Here is a 26,054-nt window from a genome sequence, read left to right on the forward strand (position 1 = left end):
GCCACCCTGGGCGCCTGTTTTCCCCAGTGTCAAGCCCTTTGACACCCGGCGTGGCTCGTGGAACGGTCCATCCATGAGAGCGCCGACCATCCGTGACGTCGCCGACCGGGCCGGCGTGTCCAAGTCCCTGGTCTCCCTCGTCCTGCGCGGCTCCGACCAGGTGCGCGCCGAGAAGCGCGAGGCCGTCCTGGAGGCCGTCCGGGAGCTCGGCTATCGGACCAACGCCGCGGCCCGCAGCCTCAGCGAACACCGCACCCGCACGATCGGGGTCCTCCTGCACGACCTGCGCAACCCCTGGTACGTCGACCTCCTCGACGGCCTCAACTCCCTGCTGGCCGCGAGCGGACTGCACGTGCTGCTCGCCGACGCCCGCCTCAACCGGCGCGTCGGCCACGACCTGGCCGGACCCTTCCTCGACCTGCGGGCCGACGGCCTGGTCGTCGTCGGCACCCTGCCCGACCCGGCGGCCCTCGACGCGGTCGCCGCCCGCATGCCGGTCGTCGTCGCGGGCGCCCGCGAGCCCGTAACCGCGGGCGTGGACGTCGTCGCGGGCGACGACGAGCGGGGCGCCCGCCTGGTCACCGAGCACCTGATCGGTCTGGGCCACCGCACGGTCGCGCACCTCGCGGGCTACGGCGCCGTCGGCGAGCTGCGCCGGCGCGGCTTCGACTCGGCGATGCGGGCGCACGGACCGGCGGAGCGGGCGCCGGTCGAGCCGTGCGACATGACCGAGGAGGGCGGCTACCGCGCGACCGTGCGGCTGCTCAGCCGGCCCGACCGGCCCACCGCCGTCTTCGCCGTCAACGACATCGCCTGCGTCGGTGCCCTCTCCGCGGCCGAGGAACTGGGCTTCTCCGTCCCCCGCGACCTGTCCCTCGTCGGCTACGACAACACGAGCGTCTCCCGTCTGCGCCACCTGTGGCTCACCACCGTCGACCACGCCGGCCACGAGGTCGGCCGCCGCGCCGCCCGCTGTCTGCTCGACCGCCTGGAGAGGCCCGGCGCGGAGGGGCGCCTCCACCTGGCGGCACCCACGCTGGAGGTGCGGGGGACCACGGGACCGCCACCGGCGCCGGGGGCCGTCAGAGGCTGATCACGTACGCCTTGCGGAGGGTCTCGTGCACCGTCCACGTCGTCCGGTCGCCGGCGCGCAGGACAGCCATGTCGCCGGGCCCGACGCTCAGCGTGGGCCCGCCCCGGACCTCGACCGTGGCCGACCCGCTGATCACCACGAACACTTCGTCCGCCTCGGTGTCGGTGACGACCCCGGGCGTGATCTGCCAGATCCCGCGCACCTGCCGGCCGTCCGGCGACTCCCACACGACCTTGCCGGTCACCTCGGGCGTCCCGGACACGATCTGCCCGGGGTCGAGCGGCTCGGGCTCGAGTTCGGCGTCGGGGATGTGGAGAGCGAAACTGGGTGTCATGGAGTGACCCTGACCATGCGGGCCACCTGCGGGCTTTGACACTGTGTGCGGTGTCGGCGCCGGTGGCGGGACACTTCGTCGCGACTGGCGGGCCCGGCGTCCAGCGCGGTGGGCGACGCGGAGCGCGGCGCCGCGGTGGCCGCCGGGCACGGCGAGAAGGGCGAAGCGGTGGGACAGAAGGCGTGGCGCCACCTGACGGAACGGGCCGAGGGACCGGGCGTCGCCCCGCAGGGGGCGCCGGACGGGTGAACGGCCGTCGCCGCGGCGCGCCCACGACCGTCAGGAGGTGCCGGGAGTTGTGGCCTGCCGCAGGTGACGGGCGATCAGCAGGTAGGTGGCGCGGGCCTTCTCGTCGTCCTTGGCGTCATAGCCGTGGTCGGCGCCCGCGACCTCGTGATGGGCGACCAGGGCGCCGGCCGCGGCCAGGCGCCCGGCGTAGCGTGCCGCCTCGGCGCGCAGCAGGTCGTACTCCGCCGTGATGACCAGCGCCGGGGCGATGCCCCGCAGGTCGGCGGTGTCCGAGGCGCCGGCGGGCGAGACCAGCCGGTCGGCACGCCGTCGCGGATCCGGCACGTACGAGGTGTCGAAGACCTCCGCCATCCAGGGGCGCAGCAGCGGCCTGGCGACGGCGGCCTTCTTGTCGCGGGCGCTGGTCGCGAGATCCAGCGGGGGATAGTGCAGCACCTGGAGCCCGATGGTGGGTCCCTCCCGCTCCAGTGCCTGGCGGGCCACGGCGGCGGCGAGCCCGCCGCCCGCGCTCTGACCGCCCACACTGAGCCGGCCGCCGTCCCAGCCGTGTTCCGCACCGTGCTCGGCGACCCAGCTGACGACGTCGTACGCCTGCGTCGGCGGGGCCGGGAAGGGGTGCTGCGGGGCGACGACGTACCGTACGTTGACCACGATCACCCCCGCCTCGACGGCGAGGATCCGGCAGAGCGCGTCGTCCATCTCCGGCATCGACATGACATAGCCGCCGCCGTGGAAGTTGACGTGGACGGGCGGCCGCGTCGCCGTCCCGGCGGGCGGTGCGTAGATCGTGACCGGGGCCGGGGTGACGGACGTCGGCACCGTCGACTCGTGGACGGCCCGCGGGTGTTCGGGGAAGCGGGCCTGCCGGGCGGCGGTGGAACCGGGGCCGCCGGAACGGCGGCCCGCCAGCCGGGTGAGGCCCTGCATCGTCTTGGCGGCGCGGGCCGCCACCGCGGGTCTGGCCAGGAGGGACATGGGCTTTCCGTTCGTTCGGCCATGCCGTCGACCGCCAGGTCCTGAGCATCAATCATTGACAGGAATCCTGGCGATCGTCCGGGCTGAAAGTAGCACGCTGCCGGCCCGCCCACACCCCCCGGTCCCGTTCTCCCCTCCCCGCGTTCAGTCGCGCCGGGCCACGATCCGGTAGGCGTTCGACACCCCCAGCCGGTGCGCCAGCGGCCGGACCGCGAACCGGTCGAGGAGGGTGCCCGCGATCAGCGCCGGTATGCCGGCGAGGAACAGGGCGGCCCGCAGCGCCCGGCGCGGCGCGTTCGGCGGCTCCGGCAGCCAGGGCGCGTCCTCGCGCGGCGCCGCGTGATCCAGCGCCAGCCATACGGCGGCCAGCAGATCCACCGGGTCGTGCGGTTCGGCGTGCTGCTCCGCGACCACCGTGAACCCGAGGTCCGTGAGCCGTTGCCGCAGATTGGCCACCGGCACGAAGTGCAGGTGCTGCGGCTGTAGCCACGGCAGCCACCAGCGGCCGAGGAGGCGGGCATAACGGCTCTGCGGGTCCGGGACCTCGATGAGGAGATGCCCGCCGGGCCGGACGGCCTCCCGCGCGGCGCGCAGTTCACGGTCGGGGTCGGTGCTGTGCTCCAGGTAGTGGAACATGCTCACCACGTCGTAACGGGCGGCCAGTTCGGGCGCGAGGTCGCGGAACGCGCCACGGTGACCGCGGTCCACGCGCCCTTCCCGTTCGGCGAGTTCGACGCCGTCGGTGAAGTCCAGCCCGTCGAAAGCCGTTTCCGGCAACACCTCCTTGGCGACCTCGCAGAAGTGCCCGTGCCCGGTGCCGACGTCCAGCCAGGTCTTCGGCCCGCCGTCGTGCGGCAGCATCGACTCGGCACGCCCCCGGTACATCTTCGTGCGCCCGCCGAAGGTGTCGCCGAGCTTCTTCTCGCCGAGCCCGTCGTAGAAGTCCCGGTAGTAGAACTCCAGCCCGGCCGCGCTGAGCCGGGGGTTCTGGAAGGTGTGCCCGCAGCCCTCGCAGCGGTCCAGGACGAAGCGGCCCGGCTTGTGCTGGAGCAGGTCCGTGGTGCGCAGCCGCGTGGTCAGCCGGTCGGAGCCGCACCAGGGGCAGTCGGTGCGGCGGGGCTCGAAGAAGCGGTCCACGCCCGCCGCGAGATCGGCCCGGTAGGCCGGTCGCAGCGCCGCGATCCGTTCGCCGGTCCGGGTCCCGCCCGTGGTGGCCCCGGTCTCGTCCCGCTCGGCGGCCCCGGTCTCGTCGCTCATCACAACTCCCTGGCGAGTTCTTCAAGATGGTTCGCGGCGGCGGACGTCCCGCCGGCCGCCCGGAAGGCGGCACCGATCCGCTCGGCCGCCGCCCGGTAGCCGGGCTCGTCCAGTACGGCGTCCAGGGCCGCGCCCAGCCGTCGCGCGCCGACCCGGCCGAACCGCACCCGCACCCCGGCCCCCGCGTGCGCGACCTGCGCGGCCACCACCGGCTGGTCGTCGCGGATGGGGGCCACCACCAGCGGTACGCCGTGCCACAACGCCTCGCACACCGTGTTGTGCCCGGCATGGCAGATCACCGCGGCCACTCCCCGCTCCAGCAGAGCGAGCTGGGGAACGTACGGCACGACCCGTACGTCCTTGTCGTCGCCCGGCACCCGCGGCGTGCCGCCGGGGGCGACGACCACCCCCTGCACCCGGTCCGCCCGTTCGCGCAGCACCTCCACGCACACGTCGAGGAAGCGGTCGCCGACGTCGGTGTTCGCGGTGCCGAGCGTCACCAGCACGGTCCCGCGTCCCGCGTCGAGCCACTCCCAGGGGAAGCCGTCCGCGGCGGGGCGGGCCGCCACCGACGGGCCCACCCAGCGGACGCCCTCGGCGGGACCCGCCAACTCCGGTGTGCTGAAGGCGAGGACGAGATGCGGGGAGAACCGCGGGTCGGCAGCGCCGGCCCGGCCCCCGACCGAGGCCCGCAGCCGCGCGAGCCGTTCCGCCAGCCACTCCCGGACCTTCGGCAACCCCGCCAGCGGATCGGTGAACTCGGCGGAGGTGGTCGCCGAGGTCGCCCACGGCACGCCGAGCGCCTCCGCGACCAGCGCGCCCGCGAACGCCTGCTGGTCGGCGACCACCACGTCCGGCCGGAACTCCCCGACAGCCGCCCGCACCCCCGGCGCCATCGCCTCGGCGAGCGGCAGCAGGAACCACTCCCACAGGAACCTCAGCGCCTCCGGTCCGCGCAGCTCGGGCGGCCTGCTCCCGTCCGGCGCCCCGGCACACCCGAACACCTCGGTGCCCACCCCCGCGAGCCGCCGGACCAGCGCGGGATCGGAGCACGCCCACGCCACCCGGTGTCCCCGCCCGGCGAGTTCGGCCGCCACGCCCACGGCCGGGTTGATGTGCCCGGTCAACGGCGGCACCACGAACAGGAACCGGCTCACCGGACCTCGGCCCCCACCGACTGGGCCTGCCGCACCAGCGCCAGCACCTCGCCGCCCACCGCAGCGGACGCCTCCACCAGCACCGAGTGCTCGTGCCCGGGAATCACCACGGTCCGGCAGTCCGGCAGCGACTGCCGGAGCCAGGGCGCCAGTCGGGCGAGGTCGGAGTCGCCGCCGTACACGCCGAGCACCGGGCAGCGCACCGCCCTGATCTCCTCCTCCGTCAGCACCCGACTGGCCGGGATGTCCCTGCCCAGGGTGGTGTCGCGGGCCAGTCGGGCCGCGCCCCTGGCCAGGCGGGCGGTGTTGTGGCCGCGGTGCGCGGTGATCCAGGCGATGGCGTCGGGCTCGTTGTGCGCCAGCTGTGTCACCACCCGGTCCAGGATGCCGCCCAGCTTCACCGCCCAGGCGGCGGTGGCCGGTTCGGACTCGATGAGGGCGACGCTCGCCGCCCGCCGCGGATGCCGGGCCGCGTAACCGAACGCGACCGTCCCGCCGTAGGAGTTGCCGACCAGATGCACCGGGCCGGTCACCGCGACGCGGTCGAGGAGCGCCTCCAGGTCGTCGACGCTGTCGTCGAGGGTGTAGCCGTCGGCGGGGCGTTCGCTGCGGCCGTGGCCGCGCAGGTCGTACATGACGACGTCCAGGCCCGCGGCGGCGAACGCGGGGGCCACGGTGAAGTAGTAGCTGGCCAGGCTGTCGGTGAGCAGGCCGTGCACCAGCACCACGGTGGCGGTGGCCGGTCGGCCGTCGCGGGGACCGATCCTCTGGACGTGCAACCGGACGGCGCCGGTGTCGACCATGGCCATGATCAGTTCGCCTCCGCGGCCTTCAGGCCCGTCACGACGTACTCGACGAGCCGTCCGACGGTCAGCTCGATGATCTCGTCGAACTCCATGCCGGCCAGGAACTCGGCGAAGTTCACGCGGTCGCCGTACCGCTCCTGGAGCAGCCCGGCCAGCGTGACCAGGTCGATGCTCTCCAGCTCCAGGTCGCGGTTGAAGGTGGTGCGCGGGCCGATCTCGACGTCGTCGAGGCCGTACTCGTCCTCCATGAGCCGGGCGAGCATCTCCGTGAGGTCGGCGAGGACGGTCTCCTCGTCGGCGGTGACGGGGGTGTGGGGGGTCATCGGTGGTACTCCTTCGCTTCGACGGGACCCGTCGTCCAGGCCACGACATAGGTGCGGGCCGGCAGGTGGGGCGGGTTGGCGGCCGGCGCGCAGTGCACGGTGTACGCGCGTTCGAGACGGCCGGCGACCGTCAGCCGGTCGCCGGCCGGGGCGGCGTCGAGGACGGCGAAGTCCCGTGGTCGCCCGCCGAACCCGGTGCCCTCCGCCTTGGCGACGGCCTCCTTCGCCGTCCAGAAGCGGGTGAACCACAGCGCCTGGGACCCGTCGGCCACCAGGGCGCGCAGCAGTCGCAGCTCGTCCGGGCCGAGGACGGCGGCCAGGGTCTGCGGCGTCCGGTCCGTGACCTCCTCGATGTCGATACCGGGGCCCGGTCCCGGCGTGTGGGGCCGCACGATCGCCACGGCCGCCTCCGCGCGGTGCGCCAGGGACACGTCCAGCGACGGCAGCACGCGGCCGTGCACGCCGGTGACGTACGGCCGGCCCGCCTCGTCGTTGTGCACCCGCAGCTCGGCCGGGAAGACCGGCCCCTCACCCCGGTCCCACAGCCACCGCCGTACGGCGTCCTTGACGGCGATCCGGCCCAGCAGCCACTGCCGGCGGCCGCGCGGGGCGTGCTGCGCGTACTGGGCGCGTTCCGGCCCGGCGAGAGAGTTGCGCATGATCAGCTCGCGGGACGCCAGATCGGGCCAGCGCTCGTGGAGCAGCGACCAGCCGCCAGGGCGGGCCTCGGAGAGCGTGTTGCGCTCCGGAAAGCGCTCGACGGGACGGGTTTCGGGGTCGTTGTCGAAGCGCCGGTCCTGCCAGCCGTACAGCTCCGCCCACACCGTGCCGTCGACCGTCAGCTGGACGTCGGCCTCCAGAAGCGTGTCGGTGAGCGAGGTGATCCGCACCAGGCACCCCACCTCGGTCCCGGGCGCCGGGTGCGGTCCGTGGAAGCGCATCTCGCGCATGCCGACCGGGAACACGACGGTCCGGGTGCTGCGGGTCGCCATGATCCAGTAGCCGAGGATCTGGCCGACGTTGTCCAGGAGGGCGCCGGGCGCGGCCGGGGTGGTGATCACGCCCCGGACGTGTCGGTCGCCGATCGCCGTGAGATCCGTGACGCCCTGGAAAGCCGGACCGTGGAACATCCAGCGCTCGGCGTAGAGCTGTGCGGCGGTGTGATCGGGGACGCGTTCGGCGGCGGGACCGGCCGGCCAGGGGGCGGGTGGGGCCGGGTGGGCGGCGGCGAGTTCGACGGTGGCGCGGGCCCGCGGACCGAAGGAGACGGCCAGCCGGTCCGGGCCCTCGGGGACCGCGCTGACCGGGACGTCGACGGCGGGGGTGGCGGTGAGCCACTCCTCGAAACGGGCCCTGTGCACGGCGACCGGCACCCGGCCGGGCGCTGCCCGTCGCGCGGTGTCCATGATGTGCTGCACGATCGTCGTCGCCGGGACCACCGGCCACCGGTCGGACACGTCTGGCCAGCCGGGCCGCTGCGGGAAGAAGCAGTGGTCCAGCAGGTACGGCATCGTGTCGGGCGAGACCCGGACGGTGGCGCTGTACGGGGCCGGCGGCTGCTCCGCGGCGACCGGGGTGCGCACCGGTGCCGTCAGGAGGGCGGCCGCCGTGTCCGCCGTGTCCCGGATCAGTGCGGACAGCTCGGCGGCGATCGGGGAGCCGGGCACGAGCGCGTCGAGAGCGGGGGCCGCGGGACGTGCCGTCGTCCTCAACTGCGCCCGTAGCGCGGAGAGTCGCTCGGGAGCGAGGGACACCAGGGCGCCGCCCAGGTCCAGCTGGACCGGCTGGGGGCGCGGCCGTGCGTTCCCGGTGCGGACGGCCACCGGTGTCAGGGCCGGGGCCACCTCCGCGCCCGCCGCCCACAGCGCGGTCGCCACCCGGCGGAGCTGGGCGAGGCCCGTGCGGTGCGGGGAATTGGCGGCGACGACCAGATGGTCGTGGCCCCCGAGGGTGTCGCCGACGAGGGAGCCGAGCTGACCGGGACCCACCTGGACGAACACCCGGTGGCCCGCTGCGTGCAGGGCCTCGGTCAGTTGCCGGAAGCGGACCGGCTCCAGCAGGTGCCGGACGAACAGCTCCCGCACCCTCGCCTCGTCCTCGGGGAAGGGCGCGGCGGTCGTGCCCGACCATACGGGGGTGTGCGGCGGACGCAGCCGGAACCGTTCGGCGGCCTCCTTGATCGGGCCGAGGTGCGGTTCCAGCATCGGCGTGTGGAAGCCGGAGCGGAACGGCAGCACCTGGCTCAGCACCCCTCGGGCGCGGAAGGCCCGCACGAACTCGTCGACGGCCGCGTCGGGGCCGCACACCATCGACTGACCGGGCGCGTTGTCGTGCGAGAGAACAAGGCCCGCCCCGGCCCACTCCTCCTCCCGCAGCGCGGCCAGCACCCGCTCGGCGGGCGCGCCCAACGCCCCGAAGGCGAGGCCCGGCACGGTGAGTGCGTCCGGGTCGAAGGCCGCCATGAAGGCGTCGACCTCGTCCCCGCGGTACAGCCCGCCCGCCGCCATCGCGGTCCATTCGCCCAGGCTGTGCCCGGCGACCGTGTCCGGCACGACGCCGGTCCGGCGCAGCGCCGTGTCGAGGAGACGGCCGACGGCGACGACGCCCAGCCCGTGCCGGCCGAGGTCACCGACCCCGTCCCCGGTGACCGCGAGCGCGGACAGTCCGAAGTGGGCGGCGACATCGTCCACCCGGGGGGTGAAGTCGCCCTCCAGGCCGGGGAAGAGGAAGGCCAGCTTTCCGCCGCCCGCGCCGAGAAGGGGGCCCGGCCGGAACCAGACGTCGCTGCGGCCGTGCCAGGCCCGCCCCTTGGCGACCGCGCGGCGGGCCAGGGCGAGGCCTCTGCCGGTCGGTCCGACGATGCCCAGCCGGACCGGCCCGGCCTCCGGGTGCGGACGGCTCGGATCGAGTCCGGCGGCGCGTACGGCGCCGTCGTCGGCGTCCAGCAGGGCGGTGAGGCCCGCGGGGGAGCCGGCGGCCAGGAGGAGCACCGGTTCGGGCTCGGTGACCTGCGCGGCGGGGGCGGGTCCGCGGGCCCCCGGCGGTTCCTCCAGCACCACGTGCGCGTTGATCCCGCCGAACCCGAACGCGTTGACCGCGGCCCGCCGTACCGGCTGACCGGGGGTGGTCTCCCACGGGGCGGCCTTCTCCAGGGTGCGGAAGCGGGTGCGGGTCAGCGCGGGGTGCGGGTCGTCGCAGTGCAGGGTCGGCAACAGCGTCGCGTGGTGGACGGCGAGGGCGGCCTTGACCAGTCCGGCGACCCCGGCGGCCGGCATGGTGTGCCCGATCATCGACTTGACCGAGCCCAGCACGGCCTCGCCGTCGCCGGGCCCGAACACCTCTGCCATTGTGGCAAGTTCGGCCTGGTCACCGGCCGGGGTGGCGGTGCCGTGCGCCTCCAGGAGGCCGATCGAACCGGGCGCCGCCGGATCGAGCCCGGCGGCCCGCCACGCCTGCCGTACGGCCTCTGCCTGGCCGCCCGGATCGGGGTTGACGAGCCCGGCGGCACGGCCGTCGCTGGCCACACCGGTGCCCCGGACGACGGCGTAGATCCGGTCGCCGTCGCGTTCGGCGTCGGCGAGCCGCTTGAGAACGACCACCCCCGTTCCCTCGCCGATCAGGAGGCCGTCGGCGTCCCGGTGGAAGGGCCGGATGCGCTGGCTGGGGGAGAGGGCGCGCAGTTGGGAGAAGACGCTCCACAACGTGATGTCGTGGCAGTGGTGGACACCTCCCGCGAGCATCAGGTCGCACCGCCCGCCGGTGAGTTCGCGCACCGCCTGGTCGACGGCGACCAACGAGGAGGCGCAGGCCGCGTCCACCGTGTAGGCCGGTCCGCGCAGGTCGAGCCGGTTGGCGACCCGGGAGGCGGCCAGATTGGGCACCAGGCCGATCGCCGACTCGGGGCTGTCGGACCCCAGCCGGTCCGTGAAAGCCGAACGTACGCGGTCAAGTTGATCCGGCGTCAGATCCGGCAGCAGTTCGCCCAGGGTGCGGACGAGCTGGCCGGCGGTGCGCACCCGCTGGTCGAGCCGGACCAGGCCCGGCGTGAGGTAGCCGCCCCGGCCGAGGACGACACCGACCCGGCCCCGGTCCGGGAGGCGGTCCGTGCCACCGGCGTCGTCGAGGGCGGCGGCGGCCACGTGCAGCGCGATGAGCTGGTCGGGCTCGGTCCCGGCCACCGAGTTCGGCATGATCCCGAACCGGGTGACCTCGACCTGCGCGAGCCCGTCGACGAACCCGCCCCGCCGGGCGTACACCCGGTCCGCGACGGCCGGCTCGGGGGCGGTGCCGGGACGGTAGTAGTCCGCGTCCCAGCGCCCGTCCGGCACCTCCCCGACGGCGTCCACGCCGTCCCGCACATTCCGCCAGTACGTGTCCAGGTCGGGTGCGCCCGGCAGCAGCACGGCCATTCCGACGACCGCGACCGGGACTTGACGAGAAGTCACGGCGCCGGTCACCACCCCGAGGCGGTGTGGACGACGGCGGTCGCGGCCTCGTCGCCCCAGGCCAGCTCCCGCAGCAGCGCCGCGGTGCCCTCCTCGGGGTCGATCAGCCGGATCCCGCGGCGGGCGTACTCGCGGGCCAGCTCCGCGCCCACCATGCCGGTGTGCCCGGTCGCGGGCGCCCACGGACCCCAGTGCACGGTCAGCGCGCGACGGCCGGTGCGGGCGGCGAAGGCGGCACCGAGGGTCTCCAGGGCGTCGTTGGCCGCCGCGTAGTCCGCCTGGCCCCGGTTGCCGAGGACGGCGGAGACGCTGCCGAACAGCACCGTGAACGCGGGCGCGGCGGGCAGTTCCTCCAACGCCGTGAGCAGTGCCAGGGCGCCGGTGGCCTTCGTGCCGTAGACCCGCTGGAAGGACTCGGCGCTCTTCTCGGCGATGAGCCGGTCCTCGATCACGCCGGCCGCGTGGACCACGCCGTCGAGCCGGCCGTGCTCGGCGTGGATCTCCTTCACGGCCTGGCGCACGGCGTCCGGCTCGCGGAAGTCCACCGAGCGGTAGCGGGCCTGGCCGCCGAGCGCGGCGAGTTCCGCCAGGGTCGCCCTGATCTCCCGCTGGGCCAGCAGCAGGTCGGCGGCGCGGTTGATCTCGGCCGGCTTCGACCCGCCGCGCGCGGCGAGCGCGGCGCGCAGCTGGGCCGGGGTGCGGGCGGCCGCGGTGTCCGCGTCCTCGGGTCCGTCCGGCGCGGGGGTGCGGCCGAGCAGTTCCAGACGGCAGCGGGCCGCACCGGCGAGCGCGGCGGCGAACTGCGCGGTGATGCCCCGCGCCCCGCCCGCCAGCACCACCACCGAATCCCGGTCCAGGCCCAGCGCGGCGGCCTCGGCCGCACCGTCCCCGGCCGGTCCGGCGCCTGTGCCGCCGAGCGCGCCGAGCGGGGCCTCCACCAGCTCGAACCCGTACCGCCCGGCAGCCGACCGCACGACGACCGGCGTACGGTCCGGTGCGGCGGCCTCCGCGGCCACCGCGCCTGCCACGGCGGCGGGCGAGACGTCGGCGAGGTCGACGACCCGCGCCACGGTCTCCGGGTACTCGCGGGCCACCGTGCGGAACAGGCCACGCAGGCCCGCCGACCGTGTCCCGCCGCCGGACGGCCGGACGGCCAGCAGCCACCGCGGCCCGCACGCCAGGGCCGCCTTCAGCACCGGGAACGCGTCCGGCAGCACGGTGGTGCCGTCGTCCGCGAGCGCCCCGAGGTACAGCACCCCGTCCACCGGCCCGTCCCCGTCACCCAGCTCATGGTCATGGTCGCGTACGACGACCTCGGCGCCCAGCTCCCGCACATGGGAGGCCACTTCGGGCGCGCAGCCGAGGAGGACCCAGCGGGTGCCGGGGAACAGTCCGGCGGGGTCGGTGCCGCCGGGGCCGTCGAGCAGCACCGGACGCAGGACGTGCCGCCGGGGCGGCTCACCGGTCACCGCCTGTGAGGCAGGCGACTCCACGAGGGCCGACCGGTCCGGTGCCGCCGACGTCTCCGGTGCCGCCGACGTCTCCGGTGCCGCAGGCTTCTCCGGTGTGCCCAGCCGGGCCGTGAGCCAGCCGGTCACCGCCGCCGCCGTACGCGCCTTCGCCAGCTCCTCCAGCTCCGCGTCGTCCATCGAGGTGAGGTCCGCGCCGCCCCCGGCGCCCAGCCGCCTGGCCAGTTCACCGGCGATCTCGGCCCGCTTGATGGAATCGATGCTGAGGTCGGCCTCCAGATCGAGGTCGGGTTCGATCATGTCGACCGGATAGCCGGTGCGTTCGCTGATGATCTCCAGGACCGTCCGCTGGACGTCGACGGGCCCGCTGGCCTCCGGCGCGGGCTCCGCCACCGGCGGTGGTGCCGCGACCGGGAGGCCGGGCGTCCGCGGCACGGTTTCGACGGCGGGCAGCGGCGCCTCCACATGGGCGGGAGCGGCGACCGGGCCGGCCGGCGGCGCACCGGGCGGACCGCCGAAGTAGGTGAGCAGCACGTCCCGTTGGGCGGCGATCATCTCCCGGCTGGTGCGCAGGAACTCGGAGATGAGCGCCTCCCGGTCGGACGGGACGCCGTGCGGGGGGTTGGTCGTCACAGTCGTCTCCAAGGTGTCCACGACACGTCGGGCCGGTGCGAGGGCACCGGGCAGGAGGGCGCCGGCGGCGGTACGGACGAGGTGCCCGTCCACCGTCCAGCCGGGAACCCCGGGCGCCGGGGTGCGTACCGCGTCGACGGCGTCCCGGCCGCGCAGCAGCCGCCCGGTGCGCACCGGCAGCCCCGCCACGGAGAGCCGGGCGAGGGCGTCGAGCCAGTCGCGCAGGCCGCCGCCGGGGCGGGGTTCGCACGCGACGACGGTGTGCGGGCGATCGCCCAGGATCTGTCCGACCAGCCGGGTCAGCACCGAACCGGGACCGGCCTCGACGAAGACCCGCGCGCCCGCCTCGTACATCGCCTCGATCTGCTCGACGAAGGAGACCGGTGCGCCGATCTGCGCGGCCAGTTCTCCCCGCACCGCGTCCGGGTCGGCGGCGTAGGGCGCGGCGGTGCGGTTGGACCACACCGGGATCTCCGGGGCGTGCACCGGACGGGCCGCGAGCGCCTCGGCGAAGCGGTCACCGGCCCCGGCGACCAGAGGGCTGTGGAAGGCGCACGCCACCGGGATCCGCTGGGCGCCGAGACCCTTCTCGCGCAGCAGCCGTACGGCTTCGGCGACCGCGTCCGTCGGACCGGAGACGACCGTCTGGCGGGGGGAGTTGCGATTGGCGACGACGACGGTGTCCGGTGCGCCCGCCGCCTTGAGGGCCTGCTCGACCTCCGCCGCGCCGGCGGCGACCGCGGCCATGGTCCCCGGATCGTCCCCGGCGGCCCCGAGGATCGCCGCCGCCCGCTCGCCGCTCAGCTCCAGCAGCGTCTCGGGGGCGAGGGCGCCGGCGGCGCAGAGGGCGACCAGCTCGCCGTAGCTGTGCCCGGCGGCCATGTCCGGTTCCACGCCGGCGGCCGTGAGCAGGGCGTGCGCGGCGAGCCCGGCGATGCCGAGGGCCGGCTGCGCCACCCGGGTGTCGGTGAGCGCGGCCCGCTGCCGCTCCCGGGCGGCGTCGTCGAAGGCGGCCGGCGGGTACAGCGCGTCGGCGTACTCGCGCCCGAGCTCCAGGTAGGGGCGCAACTCCGGTAGCGCGACGAACAGTTCGGCCAGCATGCCGGTGCGCTGGCTGCCCTGCCCGGGGAAGAGGAAGGCGACCTTGCCGCCGATGGCGGACTCGGGGCCGGCCAGGTGGATGCCACGTGCGGGGTCGGCGTCGGCCCGGCCGCGGAGGACGGTCCGCAGCTTCTCCGTGAGGTCGTCCACATCGTTCGCGACGACGGCGATCCGCACCGGCTCGGTGCTCGTGTCCGAGCGCCGCGCCGAGGCGAGCGCCAGGTCGCGCAGCCGCCACGGGCGGCCGTCCGCCTCCGCGGTCCCCAGGAGGTCCTCGACCGCGCGACGGGCCGACTTCTCGTCCCGGCCGCGGAACACGAACAGTTCGGCCGGCCAGGCGTCCAGTCCGCGCGTCGGCGGCACCCCGTCGGCGTGCGCTCCCAGCACCACGTGGAAGTTGGTGCCGCCGAATCCGAACGCACTGACCCCGGCGAAGCGTCCACCGGCGGGCGCGGCCCACGGTCGGGCCTCGGTGTGGAAGGCGAACGGGCTGCGGTCCGCTTCCCAGGCGGCGTTGGGCGTCTCGACGTGCAGCGTCGGCGGCCGGACGCCCGTGTACAGCGCGAGTGCCGCCTTGATCAGGCCGGCCAGCCCGGCGGCGCACTTGGTGTGCCCGATCTGCGACTTGACCGAGCCGATCACACAGCCGCCCGCCGCGGCGCCCGCCTCGCCGAACACCTCGCCGAGGATGGCGAGTTCGGTGCGGTCGCCGACCACCGTGCCGGTGCCGTGCGCCTCGACGAGCCCGACCTGGGCCGGGGAGACACCCGCGCTCGCGTAGGCCCGCTCCAGAGCGGACCGCTGGCCCTCGGGACGGGGCGCGGTCAGTCCGAGGGAACGGCCGTCGCTGGAGGAGCCGAGCCCCTTGATGACGCCGTAGATCCGGTCGCCGTCGCGCTCGGCGTCCGCGAGCCGTTTGAGGACCACGCAGGCCACGCCCTCGCCGAGGGCGATGCCGTCGGCCGAGCCGTCGAAGGCGCGGGAGCGGCCGGTGGGGGACAGGGCGTGCACGGAGGAGAAGAGGACGTAGTCGTTGATGCCGTTGTGCAGGTCGGCGCCGCCGCACAGCACGATGTCGCTCGTGCCGCCGAGGAGTTCCTTGCAGGCGACGTCGACCGCGGCCAGCGAGGAGGCGCAGGCGGCGTCCACGGTGTAGTTGGCGCCGCCGAGATCGAGCCGGTTGGCGATCCGGCCGGAGATGACGTTGGCGAGCATGCCGGGGAACGAGTCCTCGGTGAGCCGCGGAAGCTGCTCGTCCAGCCCCCGCGGCACCTTCCCGTAGTAGGACGGCAGCACGGCCCGCAGAGTGGCCGCGTTCGAGAGGTCGCTGCCGGCCTCCGCACCGAACACCACCGAGGTGCGGGAGCGGTCGAACTCCCTTACGCCGTCGCCGTATCCGGCGTCCTCCAGGGCCCGCCGGGCCGCTTCCAGGGACAGCAGCTGGACCGGCTCGATATGGCCGAGGGAGGCGGGCGGGATGCCGTAGCGCAGCGGGTCGAAGGGGATCGGCGGCAGGAAGCCGCCCCACTTCGACGGGGTGGACCCCCCGTGGTGCACGGCCGGGTCCCAGCGGTCGGCCGGGACCTCGGTGACCGCGTCCACGCCGCCGACGACGTTCGCCCAGAACGTGGGCAGATCCGGTGCCTGCGGGAACATGCAGGCCATGCCGACGACGGCGACGTCGAGCGGCGCGGGCGCCTCGGGGCGGGGCGCCTCCCGCACCCCGAGTTCGGAGGCCCGACGGGACAGGAACGCGGCCGCTCCCGTCGTCACGGACGTGTGCAGCGCGGCCACCGTCGTGGTCGCCGAGCGCAGCACGGCCACCTCGCCGGCCATGAACATCCCCTCGGCGAGCTGCCGTCGCTCGTCGACGGGCGCGAGGGCCCCGTCCGCCTCCCGCGTCACCCCCTTGCTCGCGAGGCGCAGCCGGCCGACGTTGAGCCGCTCCAGTTCGTCCCAGATCCGCCGGTCGGGGACGCCCTCGGCGCGCAGCCGGGCCTCCTCCGCCCGGTAGCCGGCGGCGAACGGGCTGGGCACGCAGCGCGTGGCGTGCCCCGGCGCCGACTCCAGGAGCGTGGTGCGGTCGGCGGCCAGCACCTGCCGCTGGAACAGCGGCCGGATCGCGCCGTGCGCCACCGCCTCCTCGGTGAACAGGTACGCCGTGCCCATGAGCACACCGACGGCCGCCCCGCGCGCGGTCAGCGGCGCGGCCAGTGCGGCCACCATCGCGGCCGACCGCTCGTCGTGCACTCCGCCCGCGAAGAACACCTCGATGCCGGCCCCATCACCGCCGCTCTCGAAATAGTCCTCCAGCACAGCCAGTTGGGCCTCCCACAGGGGGAAGCTCGCGCGCGGTCCGACATGCCCGCCGCACTCCGAGCCCTCGAACACGAACCGGCGCGCACCCGCCTGGAGGAACTGCCGCAGCAGCCCCGGCGACGGCACGTGCAGAAAGGTCCGGATCCCGTCCCGCTCCAGGGCCTGCGCCTGCGCGGGCCGCCCGCCCGCGATGACGGCGTGCGTCGGCCGCAGTTCCCGTACGGCTTCCAGCTGGGCGGCCCGTACGTCCTCGGGCGCGAAGCCGAGCACACCGACACCCCAGGGTCGGCCGGCCACCGCGTCCCGCGTGCCGGCCAGCATCGTCCGCGCCCGGTCGCCGTCCGCCAGCGCCAGCGCCAGGAACGGCAGCGCCCCGTCCGCGGCGACCGCCGCGGCGAACGCGGCGCCGTCGCTGACCCGCGTCATCGGCCCCTGCGCGACCGGCAGCCGGGTGCCCAGCGCCCGGCTCATCGGCGACCCGTCCGCCAGCGCCCGTACGGTCCCGTCGTCGGCCACCGCAGCGCGCACCGCGTCCCGCACCGCCCGCACGGTCCGCCGTACGTCCCCCCAGCGGTCGGCGAACCGGGCGGCGAGGAAGCCGTCCTGACCCACCGGCAGCAACTGGGTGCGCGGGTCCCGCGCGCCGAGCAGCGCCGCGACCTCCTCCGGTCCGGCGTCCCGCGGGAGGCGCGGGGCGTCGGGGCCACGGCGCAGCAGCACCCGATGACCGGCCACGACGACGGTCTCCGAGCCGTCCAGGGGGCGCAGCGCGGCGGCGGCGGCCTCGGGGAGGGCGGACTCGGCCAGCAACGCGAGCTGTCCGTCGAGGACGACCCCGGCCGCCCCGCCGGCCACCGCGGCGGCGGCCGTGCCCGGCCCGATGCCCCCGCAGGCCCACACCGGGAGATCCAACTCGGTTGCGTACAGCAGCTGTTGAAGGAGCACGAAGGTGCTCAGCGAGCCGGTCCGGCCGCCGCACTCGCCGCCCCGCGCGATCAGTCCGTGTGCCCCGGCGTGAGCGGCCTCCCGCGCGGAGGGCAGATCGGTGACCTCGACCAGGACTCGGTGCCGTGCGGTGAGACCGGTGAGCCTCCAGGACGAGTCGGCGGCCAGGACCACCGTGTGCGGGCCGTCGGTTCGGAGGTCGGCGGCGGACAGCCGGCAGTGCGGTCCGATCCTGACCCCGAACCCGCCCGGCGCCGAGCGCCGCAAACGGGCCAGCGCCTCGCGCGATCTTCGGCCGCCGTCGCCGAGATCGAGCACACCGAGGCCGCCGGCCCTGCCGACCGCGAGGGCGAGCCCGGCATCGGGTTCGCCGAAAGGGGTGATGCCGATGATCATGTCCTCGGAGCGCACAGTGGACGTCATTGATTCTCCGAATCAAGGGTGAAGCTGCACGGTGGGGGGTTCGGGACAGCAAAGGCGTGCACCGGGATTCCGGCGGGAAACGATCACCGCGGAAGGCCGTGAAGAGCGCTTGTTCGAAGCGCGTTGAAAGGTAGTGGTCTTATTACTCGCCAGTCAACGTTTGAACGACCCCCTGGTTTCCTGCCGTATTGATTCGGTCACCCTCGGAGAAAAGGTTACGGCGTAGGAAAACGGATCTATTGCTTTTCTCGCCGACCCGGTTCCTCGGGTCGACGCATTGTTGAAACGCGCACGACCCGAGGAAATGGGATCCTTTGGATCGCATGTCCGGAACGGGCGTCGAAAGGTCGGGCCGGACGCGGCCCCCGAGGGAAATCCACGCGTCGCAGGCGAGTGACCAGGAAGGGCCCGGATCCGCCCGTCCCGCAGGGGGCGGGCACGCTCGCCGTTCAGTGTTCGGCGCCCACCCCGTCCCGGATGATGGCCGGGACGCGCGCACGCCGTGCGTCGTCCGCGCAGGCGGTCACCATGATGTCCGCGACCGTCCCCGACAGGCCGGGGGAGAGTCGACCGGCGCCGCCGCCACCGGTGGCCTGGCCGCCCGTCATCTCCGGCCTCCGGCCCGCCCGTCATCTCCGGCCTCCGGCCCGCCCGTCATCTCCGGCCTCCGGCCCGCCCACCACCTCCGCCTCCGGCCGGCCAGCCATTTCCGGCCTCCGGCCCGCCCCTTCTCCGGGAAGGCCATCCACTTCGACTCCGTCGACTCGAGGAGTCCGCTGCGGCGGCTTCGCCCCGCAGGCGCCGCTCCGCCTCGGCGCGGCCCTCGCCGCCCCGCCGGTCCCCGTCCGCCGCACCGCTCGCGCGTCGGGTGCGTCGTCCCGTCGGGCCCGTCGCCCCGTCCGGCCGCGCCGGCATCGAGACGCGTACGGTAGTGTCTACCTGCGCGTTCCCCCGGTTCACCGGCGCGGGACGCGACGGGACGTGGCGCAGCTTGGTAGCGCACTTGACTGGGGGTCAAGGGGTCGCAGGTTCAAATCCTGTCGTCCCGACCGGTGCGAGGTGGTCGGAGGCCGTCTTCTCGGGTGAGAAGGCGGCCTCCGCCGTTCCTCGACGTCGTGGACGTCAGCGGGTGCGGTGACGCGTTCTCGACCGGCTATCCGCGGGGCGTGGCCCTCGGCCCCACACCCGGGCAGGTCGGTCGCCGTCCTGGGCTGCGCCGCGGCGGCCCTGGCCGCGCCGGGATTCGGCAGCGACCGCGGGGACTTCGTCCTCGCCACCGCCACCGCCGTCGACGGGTTCGCGGGAGCGGGAGGCAGCGGGCGTGAGGCCACCCGGCCGAGAATCGGGTGGACAACTCCGGCGGCGCTGACCATCGTCGGGACGCATGGATCAACAGCGAATCCGGGACGCCGACATCGCCCGCCGCTACGACACTCCCGGCACCGGCATGTTCGCATCCGACGTGCTCGACCCTGCCGTCGACCTGCTCGTCGAACTCGCGGAGGGGGGACGGGCGTTGGAGTTCGCCATCGGGACCGGGCGGGTGGCGGTGCCGCTCGCCGGGCGAGGGGTTCCGGTGACCGGTGTCGAGTTGTCCCCTGCGATGATCGAGCAACTGCGGGCCAAAGCGGACGAGTCGGTGATCCCGGTGGTCGTCGGAGACATGGCGACGGCACACGCACCGGGCGAGTACACGCTCGTCTACCTCGTCTACAACACGATCTCCAACCTGCTCACCCAGGAGGAGCAGCTCGCGTGCTTCCGCAACGCCGCCCGGCACCTCGGACCCGGCGGGCGGTTCGTCGTCGAGCTGTGGGTTCCCGAACTGCGCAGGCTCCCGCCGGGGCAGGAGGCGACCGTCTGGCACTCCGAGCCCGGCTACATCGGGCTGGACACCTACGACGTCCTGCGCCAGCACGTCGTCTCGCACCACTTCAGGTTCGAGGAGAGCGGCCGTCGGACCCGGCTGGACCGCAGCCCGCACCGTTACATCTGGCCTGCCGAACTCGACCTCATGGCCCGGCTGGCCGGCTTCGAGCTGGAGTCCCGGCATGCGGACTGGAGCGGCGCCGAGTTCACCGCCGAGTCGCGGTCCCACGTGTCGGTGTACCGGCTGCCGGAGCCCGCCACCGTGACGTGAACCGCCGCACAGGTCCGGAGGATTGGTCTTCGGCGTCGAACCACGGCGCGGTCCTCGGCGCGGGCTTCCCTGCGGCCCGGCACGGACTTCGGTAGGAACTCCCGGCGCGGGCCCCGGTACGGCCCGGCATGGACTTCCTCCAGCTCGCCTGGTGGACGCCCCCTTGACGAAGACCGGTGGCGGATCGACACTCGAACCGGAAATCCTAGTGAACAGGTAGGGAAGCATGGGGCGTGAGACGGTCGCCGGCCGAGTGAGCCGCACGGCGTGGGTGTCCCCCCTCCTCACCTCCCGTCGCCACATCGATCTGCTGCGCGTCTGTAGCGCGATGTCCCGGAGCTGAACCGGCCCGTCCCCCCTGCGCCGAGCACTTCGGCGGTGTCCGACACCGTCCCGGCGCGGCGCGCGGGTTCCCGGCCGCGCCCTCCCGTCCGACGCACATCCGCCGCGCATCCGTCCACGCGCCCGCCCCCGGGGAGAGTCATGTCCGTCACACCGTCGGCCGCCCACCCGTCCGCCCGACCGGCCCCCGCCTTCCGGGGCCGGATCGGCCGCGACGCGCGCAGCGGCCACTACGCCGTGCCGCGCCGCTACCGGCTCCACCTCTCGGTGGCGGACCCCGACGGGCTGCGCATCGCCGTCGTCCACGGCCTGCTCGGCCTGGACCGCGTCTGTCCCGTGACCTTCCTGCCCGCCGTCCCGGACTGTCCGGACGGCGGCCACTCGGCGCTGCGTCCCCTGTACGAGGCCAGCGCGCACCACTACGCCGGGCCCGCCCTCGCGCCGGTCCTCAGTGACGACTGGTCCGGACGGATCGTCTCCACGCACGGCTCCGACATCGCCCGCGACCTCGCCCGGCACTTCGGTGGCGGCCGGACCTTGCTGTACCCGTGCGGCAGGGAGCCCGAGATCGAGGCCGTCGAGCGGATGTGCGTCCACGGCATCGAGGGGGCCGCACAGCGCGCCGGAGCGGCCGGCGCCGAGACGGCGGAGCGCACCGCGGCCCTGGACACGCTGCTCGGCACGCTCCATGAACTCGAACGAGGCCTTCGGGCGCGCCCCTATCTGATGGGGAATCGGATCACGGCTGCCGACGTGGAGTTGTGGGTGACGCTGGTCCAGCTCGACACGGTGCACCGCCACCACCTCGACGCGGACGCCGTGCGCCGCGTCGCCGGACACCGCGCCCTGTGGACGTACGCCCGCCGACTGGCCGCCCACCCCGCCTTCGGGGGCGCACTCGACCTCGACGGCGTCAACCGGCGCCACCACGCCCGCTGTCAGGGCCTGGAGGCCGCCGGTTCCGCAGTCCAGATCCTGGACTGGGCGACTCACGCGACCCCCGCCGGGGAAGCGGAAGCGCAGGTCGGGCGCCCCTGACCGGGTCCACTACCTGGACCGGCGTTGACATTCAGTCGGGCAACTGTCTTAACTGACGGCCCGGAACGGTCATGAGCGTCAGCGACAAGCCCTGGCTTGCTGACCGGCCACCCCCGCCCGGCGGTGAGGTGCCCCGGGTGACGACCGGACCGGATGACGTTTCTCCAGACCTTTCTCCAGACGTTTCGGTAAGCGCGAGGGCCCCACGGGGCCGGACAGTGACGGTGACGGACATGTACGCAGCTCTCCGGACGGCGCCCCGCCGCCTCCGTGGCTGCGTACGGCCGTACCTCGACATCCTCGTCGCCGACCGCACCGTCGATCTCCTGCGCGTGAACAGCGCACTGTGTACCGCACCGGGCCGTGCCCGCTGTCGGGGCTGAACCTCACACCCTTCGCCCCGTCACCGCGTTCCTGACGAACACCGCCCCGGCGGTGTGCCGTTGTCCGCCCCACCTCGGTTCCCCGTACGCATCCGCGCGCCGTGCCGCGCCGGCCCGTCACGGAGCGGCCCCGCCGCCCCGTGACGCCGCGCCGCCACCCACGCCCGCAGTGATCCGGGGTGCCCCGACTCCCGCCGGAGCCCCTCATGAGTGAATCCCCAGGTGCCGTGACCCTCACCGAGGCGCCACCCGCCGACTCCCGGCCGCGGCAACGGCCCACCGCGCAGCGCGTCCAGCCACTGCGCCGGCCCGGACGATGGATCGCCACCGCGGTCGTGCTGGTCCTGGTCGCCCAGTTCGTCCACGGCCTGGTGACGAACCCCTTCTACCAGTGGGACCGCTTCGGCTACTGGTTTCTGCGCCCGGCGATCCTCGACGGACTGCTGATCACCCTGGAAGTCACCGCTTGGAGCGCCGTGTCGGGCCTCGTCGGCGGCATCCTGCTCGCCCTGGCCCGGCTCTCCCGGAGCCCGGTGCTGCGCGCCGCGAGCTGGACCTACGTCTGGGCGCTGCGCTCCGTCCCGCTGATCGTCGTGCTGCTGTTCCTGTACAACTTCAGCGCCCTGTACAAGACGCTGAGCGTCGGTGTCCCCTTCGGGCCGGCCTTCCTCACCTTCGACGAGTCCCGGCTCGCCACCGACATGGCGATCGCCGTGATCGGCCTCAGCCTCAACGAGGCCGCCTACGCCGCCGAGGTGGTCCGCGGCGGCATCCTCTCCGTCGACCAGGGCCAGCACGAGGCGGCGTCCGCCCTGGGCCTGCCCAAGGGGCACCAGTTCCGGCGGATCGTCTTCCCGCAGGCTCTGCGGTCGATCACCCCCAACTACGTCAACCAGCTGATCGGCCTGATCAAGAGCACCTCGCTGGTCTTCTACGTGTCGCTGCTCGACCTGTTCGGCACCGCCCAGTCGATGGGGTCCACCTACCCCGGCGACATCGTGCCCCTGCTGCTGGTCGTCACCGTCTGGTACCTGATCCTCACGAGCCTCGTGTCCGTCATCCAGTTCTACGTCGAGCGGTACTACGCGCGGGGCGCCACCCGCTCCCTGCCGCCGACCCCGTTGCAGAAGCTGCGCACCGACCTGCGGGACCTGCGGGAGCGTGCGCGCAGGGAGGCAGCCGTATGACCACCGAGACCGTCGCCGTGACCACCAAGGCCGCCGAGCCGGCCGAAGCACTGCCCGCCGCCGTGGAGGTGCACGGCGTGCACAAGTGGTACGGCGCCCACCGGGTCCTGGACGGTGTCGACCTGACCGTGGGGCCCGGCGAGGTCACCGTCATCATCGGCCCGTCCGGCTCCGGCAAGTCCACCCTGCTGCGGGTCATCAACCACCTGGAGAAGCCCGAGATCGGCTACGTCAGCGTCAACGGTGAGCCCATCGGCGTCCGCCGGCACGGCGACCGGCTGCGCGAGCTGAGCGAACGGGCGATCCTCGCGCAGCGCAGCCGCATCGGGTTCGTCTTCCAGAACCTCAACCTCTTCCCGCACCTGACCGTCCTCGACAACGTGGCCGCCGCCCCCGTGGCGACCGGCCGGCTCGGCAAGCCCGAGGCGCACGAGCTGGCCCGCGAACTCCTCGACCGGGTCGGCCTCGCCGACAAGGCCTCCGCCTACCCCCGACAGCTGTCCGGCGGCCAGCAGCAGCGCGTCGCCATCGCCCGCGCCCTCGCCCAGCGCCCCGGAGTCATCCTCTTCGACGAGCCCACCTCCGCCCTCGACCCCGAACTCGTCGGTGAAGTCCTCGCCGTCATCAAGAACCTGGCGACCAGCGGCGCCACCCTCGTCATCGTCACCCACGAGATCGGCTTCGCCCGCGAGGTGGCCGACCGGGTCGTCTTCATCGACGGCGGAAAGATCGTCGAACAGGGCCCGCCCGCCGAGGTCCTGGACCACCCGCGGCACGAACGGACACGGGACTTCCTCGGCAAGGTTCTCTGACAGCCCCGCGCCGCCCCCTGCCTCTCTCCTCTCATCACAGCCACCAGCAACGAAGGACGGCCATGCCCACCCACATCACCCGACGCAGCCTGATACGCGGCATCACCGCGGCGACCGCCGTCGCCACCCTGGCCACCGGGCTCGCCGCCTGCGGTGGTGACAGCGACGCCGCCACCACGGCCGACGCCGCCGCCTCGGGGACCGTGACCGTCGGCCGGCTGTCCAACGGCGCCGCGAAGGAGACCACCCTCGAGGTGTCCGAGGTGAAGTCGATCAGTGCCCGGCTGCCCGAGGCCGTGCGGAGGAGCGGCAGGCTGGTGATCGGCAGCGGCACCCTGCCGTCCGGCTCCGCGCCGCTGGGCTACGTGGGCGGCGACCAGAAGACCCTCACCGGCTCCGAGCCCGACCTCGGCCGCCTGGTGGCCGCGGTGCTGGGCCTCAAACCCGAGATCAGGCGCTTCACCTGGGAGAACCTCTTCGTCGGCATCGACAGCGGCAAGGTCGACGTCGCCCTCACCAACGTCACCGTCACCGAGGAGCGCAAGCGGAAGTACGAGTTCGCCTCCTACCGCAAGGACGACCTGGCCCTGGAGACACCGAAGTCGAGCACCTGGACGTTCGACGGCGACCCCGAGGCGCTGGCCGGCAAGACCGTCTCGGTCGGCGCCGGCACCAACCAGGAGCGGATCCTGCTCGCGTGGAAGAAGAAGCTGGCGAGCGAGGGCAAGCAGCTCACCGTCAAGTACTTCCAGGACACCAACAGCACCTACCTGGCGCTGAACAGCGGCAGGATCGACGCCTACTTCGGCCCGAACCCCAACCTCTCCTACCACGTCGCCCAGTCGGCCGGCACGCCCGCGGAGACCCGTATCGCGGGCAGGTTCTCGGGGGCGGGGGAGAGCCTCCAGGGTCTGATCGCGGCGACCGCCAAGAAGGACAGCGGCCTCGCCGAGCCCCTCGCCGCCGCCATCAACCACCTGATCGACAACGGCCAGTACGGCAAGTGGCTCGCCGCGTGGAACCTCTCCCACGAGGCCGTCGCCGAGTCCGAGGTCAACCCGCCCGGCCTGCCGCTGACCGACTCCTGAGGATCCGTCGGTGAGCCGCGCCGCACGCCCGTCGCCGGAGGAAGGGCTTCGCCTCCGTAAACCGTCGTCCGACCCCCCTCCACGGCGGCGGAGCCCCGGCCGCCGACCGCGGAGGGCGGACGGGACGCACCTGAGGGACACCACGGCAGCGCGGCGCACCGGCGTTCCCGATCCGCTCCGCTCCCCGCCTCTCCGCTCCCGGCCCCACATCGAACTCCGGCGCGGGGCGGGCGCCCTCTGTCGCTGCTGACCCCCTCGCCCCGCCCCCGCGCCCGCTGAACCCCCGCCGGGCCCGGCTCTCCCACCGACCTCCAGGAAGGCACCTCCGTGTCCTCGATTCCCGTTGCGCCCCTGCATCTCGCCGTCGCCCTCGACGGCACCGGCTGGCACCCCGCCTCCTGGCGCGAGCCGGTCGCCCGCCCCCGTGAACTGTTCACCGCCGGCTACTGGGCCGACCAGGTCGCCGAGGCCGAGCGCGGCCTGCTCGACTTCGTCACGATCGAGGACGGCCTCGGCCCGCAGTCCTCCCACTTCCTGGATCCGGACGAGCGCACCGACCAGGTCCGGGGCCGGCTCGACGCGGTCCTGATCGCCTCCCGGATCGCCCCGCTCTCCCGCCACATCGGCCTGGTGCCGACGGTGGTGGCCACCCACACGGAGCCGTTCCACATCTCCAAGGCCGTCGCCACCCTCGACCACGTCAGCGGCGGCCGTGCGGGCCTGCGGGTCCAGATCACCGCCCGGCCCACCGAGGCCGCCCACTTCGGCCGCCGCACCATTGCCCGCATCGAGGCCTACGACGCCCCGGCCGCTCGGGAACTGGTGGCCGACCTCTTCGACGAGGCCGGTGACCACGTCGAGGTCGTACGCCGCCTCTGGGACAGCTGGGAGGACGACGCCGAGATCCGGGACGTCAGCACCGGTCGCTTCATCGACCGGGACAAACTGCACCACATCGATTTCGAGGGCCGCCACTTCAGCGTCAAGGGCCCCTCCATCACCCCCCGCCCGCCGCAGGGCCAGCCCCTGGTGACCGCCCTCGCACACGACACCGTCCCCTACCGCCTGGTCGCCCGCGCCGCCGACGTCGCCTACACCACGCCGCACGACACCGCGCAGGCCCGCGCGATCCTCACCGAGATCCGCGCCGAGCAGGAGGCGGCGGGTCGTGCCGAGGAGCGGCTGCACGTCTTCGCCGACCTGGTGGTCCTCCTCGACGACGACCCGGCCGATGCCGCCGCCCGCCGCGACCGCCTCGACACCCTCGCCGGAGGGGAGTACCGCGGCGACGCCCGGATCTTCACCGGCACGCCCGCACAACTCGCGGACCTCCTTCTGGAACTGCGGGAGACGGGCCTGACCGGGTTCCGGCTGCGCCCCGCCGTCGTGGGCCACGACCTGCCGGCGATCACCCGCGGTCTCGTCCCCGAACTCCAGCGCCGCGACGCCTTCCGCCGCGCCTACGAAGCCGGCACCCTGCGCGGGCTGCTGGGCCTGCCCCGCCCCGCCAACCGCTACGCCGCCGCCTGAGCCGG

19 protein-coding genes, 1 tRNA gene and 1 riboswitch are annotated in these 26,054 nt (G+C 74.3%); of the genes, 11 read left to right on the forward strand and 9 right to left on the reverse strand.

The window, feature by feature from the left end; genetic code table 11:
- Positions 1 to 73: 73 nt before the first annotated feature.
- Entirely contained in the window at positions 74 to 1,093 is a 1,020-nt protein-coding gene (locus tag ACZ5Y0_RS07460) for a LacI family DNA-binding transcriptional regulator (RefSeq protein ID WP_469127667.1), read from the forward strand.
- On the opposite strand, the gene ACZ5Y0_RS07465 is transcribed toward ACZ5Y0_RS07460, so the two are convergent.
- The gene (locus ACZ5Y0_RS07465) at positions 1,083 to 1,427 is read right to left on the reverse strand and encodes a cupin domain-containing protein (RefSeq protein WP_469127668.1); all 345 of its coding nucleotides are present in this window, start codon (positions 1,425 to 1,427) and stop codon (positions 1,083 to 1,085) included. The genes ACZ5Y0_RS07460 and ACZ5Y0_RS07465 overlap by 11 nt on opposite strands.
- 108 nt (positions 1,428 to 1,535) lie before the next feature.
- Between ACZ5Y0_RS07465 and ACZ5Y0_RS07470 the strand changes: the two genes are divergently transcribed.
- Complete coding sequence (locus ACZ5Y0_RS07470; protein WP_469127669.1) at positions 1,536 to 1,676, forward strand: hypothetical protein; 141 nt, start codon at positions 1,536 to 1,538, stop codon at positions 1,674 to 1,676.
- Positions 1,677 to 1,706: 30 nt separating this feature from the next.
- On the opposite strand, the gene ACZ5Y0_RS07475 is transcribed toward ACZ5Y0_RS07470, so the two are convergent.
- The 8 genes from ACZ5Y0_RS07475 to ACZ5Y0_RS07510 all read right to left on the reverse strand — a co-directional run bounded on the left by ACZ5Y0_RS07475 (position 1,707) and on the right by ACZ5Y0_RS07510 (position 18,137).
- Entirely contained in the window at positions 1,707 to 2,651 is a 945-nt protein-coding gene (locus ACZ5Y0_RS07475) for an alpha/beta hydrolase fold domain-containing protein (RefSeq protein ID WP_469127670.1), read from the reverse strand.
- A gap of 144 nt (positions 2,652 to 2,795) precedes the next feature.
- Positions 2,796 to 3,908 (reverse strand): class I SAM-dependent methyltransferase, encoded by a 1,113-nt coding sequence (locus ACZ5Y0_RS07480; protein WP_469127671.1) that lies wholly within the window; start codon positions 3,906 to 3,908, stop codon positions 2,796 to 2,798.
- Complete coding sequence (locus ACZ5Y0_RS07485; RefSeq protein WP_469127672.1) at positions 3,908 to 5,065, reverse strand: glycosyltransferase; 1,158 nt, start codon at positions 5,063 to 5,065, stop codon at positions 3,908 to 3,910. The genes ACZ5Y0_RS07480 and ACZ5Y0_RS07485 overlap by 1 nt, the downstream gene beginning before the upstream one ends.
- Positions 5,062 to 5,874 (reverse strand): alpha/beta fold hydrolase, encoded by an 813-nt coding sequence (locus tag ACZ5Y0_RS07490; protein ID WP_469127673.1) that lies wholly within the window; start codon positions 5,872 to 5,874, stop codon positions 5,062 to 5,064. The genes ACZ5Y0_RS07485 and ACZ5Y0_RS07490 overlap by 4 nt, the downstream gene beginning before the upstream one ends.
- Before the next feature lie 2 nt (positions 5,875 to 5,876).
- Positions 5,877 to 6,194 (reverse strand): acyl carrier protein, encoded by a 318-nt coding sequence (locus tag ACZ5Y0_RS07495; protein WP_469127674.1) that lies wholly within the window; start codon positions 6,192 to 6,194, stop codon positions 5,877 to 5,879.
- Positions 6,191 to 10,639 (reverse strand): beta-ketoacyl synthase N-terminal-like domain-containing protein, encoded by a 4,449-nt coding sequence (locus tag ACZ5Y0_RS07500; RefSeq protein ID WP_469127675.1) that lies wholly within the window; start codon positions 10,637 to 10,639, stop codon positions 6,191 to 6,193. The genes ACZ5Y0_RS07495 and ACZ5Y0_RS07500 overlap by 4 nt, the downstream gene beginning before the upstream one ends.
- 8 nt (positions 10,640 to 10,647) lie before the next feature.
- The gene (locus tag ACZ5Y0_RS07505) at positions 10,648 to 17,529 is read right to left on the reverse strand and encodes an SDR family oxidoreductase (RefSeq protein ID WP_469127676.1); all 6,882 of its coding nucleotides are present in this window, start codon (positions 17,527 to 17,529) and stop codon (positions 10,648 to 10,650) included.
- A gap of 449 nt (positions 17,530 to 17,978) precedes the next feature.
- Positions 17,979 to 18,137, reverse strand: coding sequence for a hypothetical protein (locus tag ACZ5Y0_RS07510; RefSeq protein WP_469127677.1), 159 nt, complete (start codon positions 18,135 to 18,137; stop codon positions 17,979 to 17,981).
- Positions 18,138 to 18,504: 367 nt separating this feature from the next.
- Between ACZ5Y0_RS07510 and ACZ5Y0_RS07515 the strand changes: the two genes are divergently transcribed.
- From ACZ5Y0_RS07515 to ACZ5Y0_RS07555, 9 genes are all read left to right on the forward strand, one after another.
- Positions 18,505 to 18,578, forward strand: a tRNA-Pro gene (locus tag ACZ5Y0_RS07515).
- A gap of 335 nt (positions 18,579 to 18,913) precedes the next feature.
- The gene (locus tag ACZ5Y0_RS07520) at positions 18,914 to 19,669 is read left to right on the forward strand and encodes a class I SAM-dependent methyltransferase (protein ID WP_469127678.1); all 756 of its coding nucleotides are present in this window, start codon (positions 18,914 to 18,916) and stop codon (positions 19,667 to 19,669) included.
- Positions 19,670 to 19,895: 226 nt separating this feature from the next.
- Complete coding sequence (locus ACZ5Y0_RS07525) at positions 19,896 to 20,012, forward strand: putative leader peptide (RefSeq protein ID WP_469127679.1); 117 nt, start codon at positions 19,896 to 19,898, stop codon at positions 20,010 to 20,012.
- A 140-nt stretch (positions 20,013 to 20,152) separates the two neighbouring features.
- Entirely contained in the window at positions 20,153 to 21,049 is an 897-nt protein-coding gene (locus tag ACZ5Y0_RS07530) for a glutathione S-transferase C-terminal domain-containing protein (protein WP_469127680.1), read from the forward strand.
- 67 nt (positions 21,050 to 21,116) lie between these two features.
- Positions 21,117 to 21,250: riboswitch (SAM riboswitch) on the forward strand.
- A 32-nt stretch (positions 21,251 to 21,282) separates the two neighbouring features.
- A complete protein-coding gene (locus tag ACZ5Y0_RS07535; protein WP_469127681.1) occupies positions 21,283 to 21,432 on the forward strand; it encodes a hypothetical protein in 150 nt (49 codons plus the stop codon).
- A gap of 206 nt (positions 21,433 to 21,638) precedes the next feature.
- Positions 21,639 to 22,619 (forward strand): amino acid ABC transporter permease, encoded by a 981-nt coding sequence (locus tag ACZ5Y0_RS07540; RefSeq protein ID WP_469127682.1) that lies wholly within the window; start codon positions 21,639 to 21,641, stop codon positions 22,617 to 22,619.
- Positions 22,616 to 23,431 carry an amino acid ABC transporter ATP-binding protein gene (locus tag ACZ5Y0_RS07545; protein WP_469127683.1) on the forward strand — a complete coding sequence of 272 codons (816 nt, stop codon included), beginning with the start codon at positions 22,616 to 22,618 and terminating at the stop codon, positions 23,429 to 23,431. The genes ACZ5Y0_RS07540 and ACZ5Y0_RS07545 overlap by 4 nt, the downstream gene beginning before the upstream one ends.
- Positions 23,432 to 23,493: 62 nt before the next feature.
- On the forward strand, positions 23,494 to 24,519 hold the full coding sequence (locus tag ACZ5Y0_RS07550) for an ABC transporter substrate-binding protein (protein WP_469127684.1): 1,026 nt from the start codon (positions 23,494 to 23,496) through the stop codon (positions 24,517 to 24,519).
- Positions 24,520 to 24,846: 327 nt separating this feature from the next.
- Complete coding sequence (locus ACZ5Y0_RS07555; RefSeq protein ID WP_469127685.1) at positions 24,847 to 26,049, forward strand: LLM class flavin-dependent oxidoreductase; 1,203 nt, start codon at positions 24,847 to 24,849, stop codon at positions 26,047 to 26,049.
- Positions 26,050 to 26,054: the final 5 nt, after the last annotated feature.

Source organism: Streptomyces sp. NPDC033216 (assembly GCF_055577115.1).

Bases quoted from the DNA above. Each gene is read 5' to 3' on its own strand.
- ACZ5Y0_RS07460 (WP_469127667.1), top strand. From the start codon at position 74: ATGAGAGCGCCGACCATCCGTGACGTCGCCGACCGGGCCGGCGTGTCC.
- ACZ5Y0_RS07465 (WP_469127668.1), bottom strand. From the start codon at position 1,427: ATGACACCCAGTTTCGCTCTCCACATCCCCGACGCCGAACTCGAGCCC.
- ACZ5Y0_RS07475 (WP_469127670.1), bottom strand. From the start codon at position 2,651: ATGTCCCTCCTGGCCAGACCCGCGGTGGCGGCCCGCGCCGCCAAGACG.
- ACZ5Y0_RS07480 (WP_469127671.1), bottom strand. From the start codon at position 3,908: ATGAGCGACGAGACCGGGGCCGCCGAGCGGGACGAGACCGGGGCCACC.
- ACZ5Y0_RS07490 (WP_469127673.1), bottom strand. From the start codon at position 5,874: ATGGCCATGGTCGACACCGGCGCCGTCCGGTTGCACGTCCAGAGGATC.
- ACZ5Y0_RS07495 (WP_469127674.1), bottom strand. From the start codon at position 6,194: ATGACCCCCCACACCCCCGTCACCGCCGACGAGGAGACCGTCCTCGCC.
- ACZ5Y0_RS07505 (WP_469127676.1), bottom strand. From the start codon at position 17,529: ATGACGTCCACTGTGCGCTCCGAGGACATGATCATCGGCATCACCCCT.
- ACZ5Y0_RS07510 (WP_469127677.1), bottom strand. From the start codon at position 18,137: ATGACGGGCGGCCAGGCCACCGGTGGCGGCGGCGCCGGTCGACTCTCC.
- ACZ5Y0_RS07520 (WP_469127678.1), top strand. From the start codon at position 18,914: ATGGATCAACAGCGAATCCGGGACGCCGACATCGCCCGCCGCTACGAC.
- ACZ5Y0_RS07525 (WP_469127679.1), top strand. From the start codon at position 19,896: ATGGGGCGTGAGACGGTCGCCGGCCGAGTGAGCCGCACGGCGTGGGTG.
- ACZ5Y0_RS07530 (WP_469127680.1), top strand. From the start codon at position 20,153: ATGTCCGTCACACCGTCGGCCGCCCACCCGTCCGCCCGACCGGCCCCC.
- ACZ5Y0_RS07535 (WP_469127681.1), top strand. From the start codon at position 21,283: ATGTACGCAGCTCTCCGGACGGCGCCCCGCCGCCTCCGTGGCTGCGTA.
- ACZ5Y0_RS07540 (WP_469127682.1), top strand. From the start codon at position 21,639: ATGAGTGAATCCCCAGGTGCCGTGACCCTCACCGAGGCGCCACCCGCC.
- ACZ5Y0_RS07545 (WP_469127683.1), top strand. From the start codon at position 22,616: ATGACCACCGAGACCGTCGCCGTGACCACCAAGGCCGCCGAGCCGGCC.
- ACZ5Y0_RS07550 (WP_469127684.1), top strand. From the start codon at position 23,494: ATGCCCACCCACATCACCCGACGCAGCCTGATACGCGGCATCACCGCG.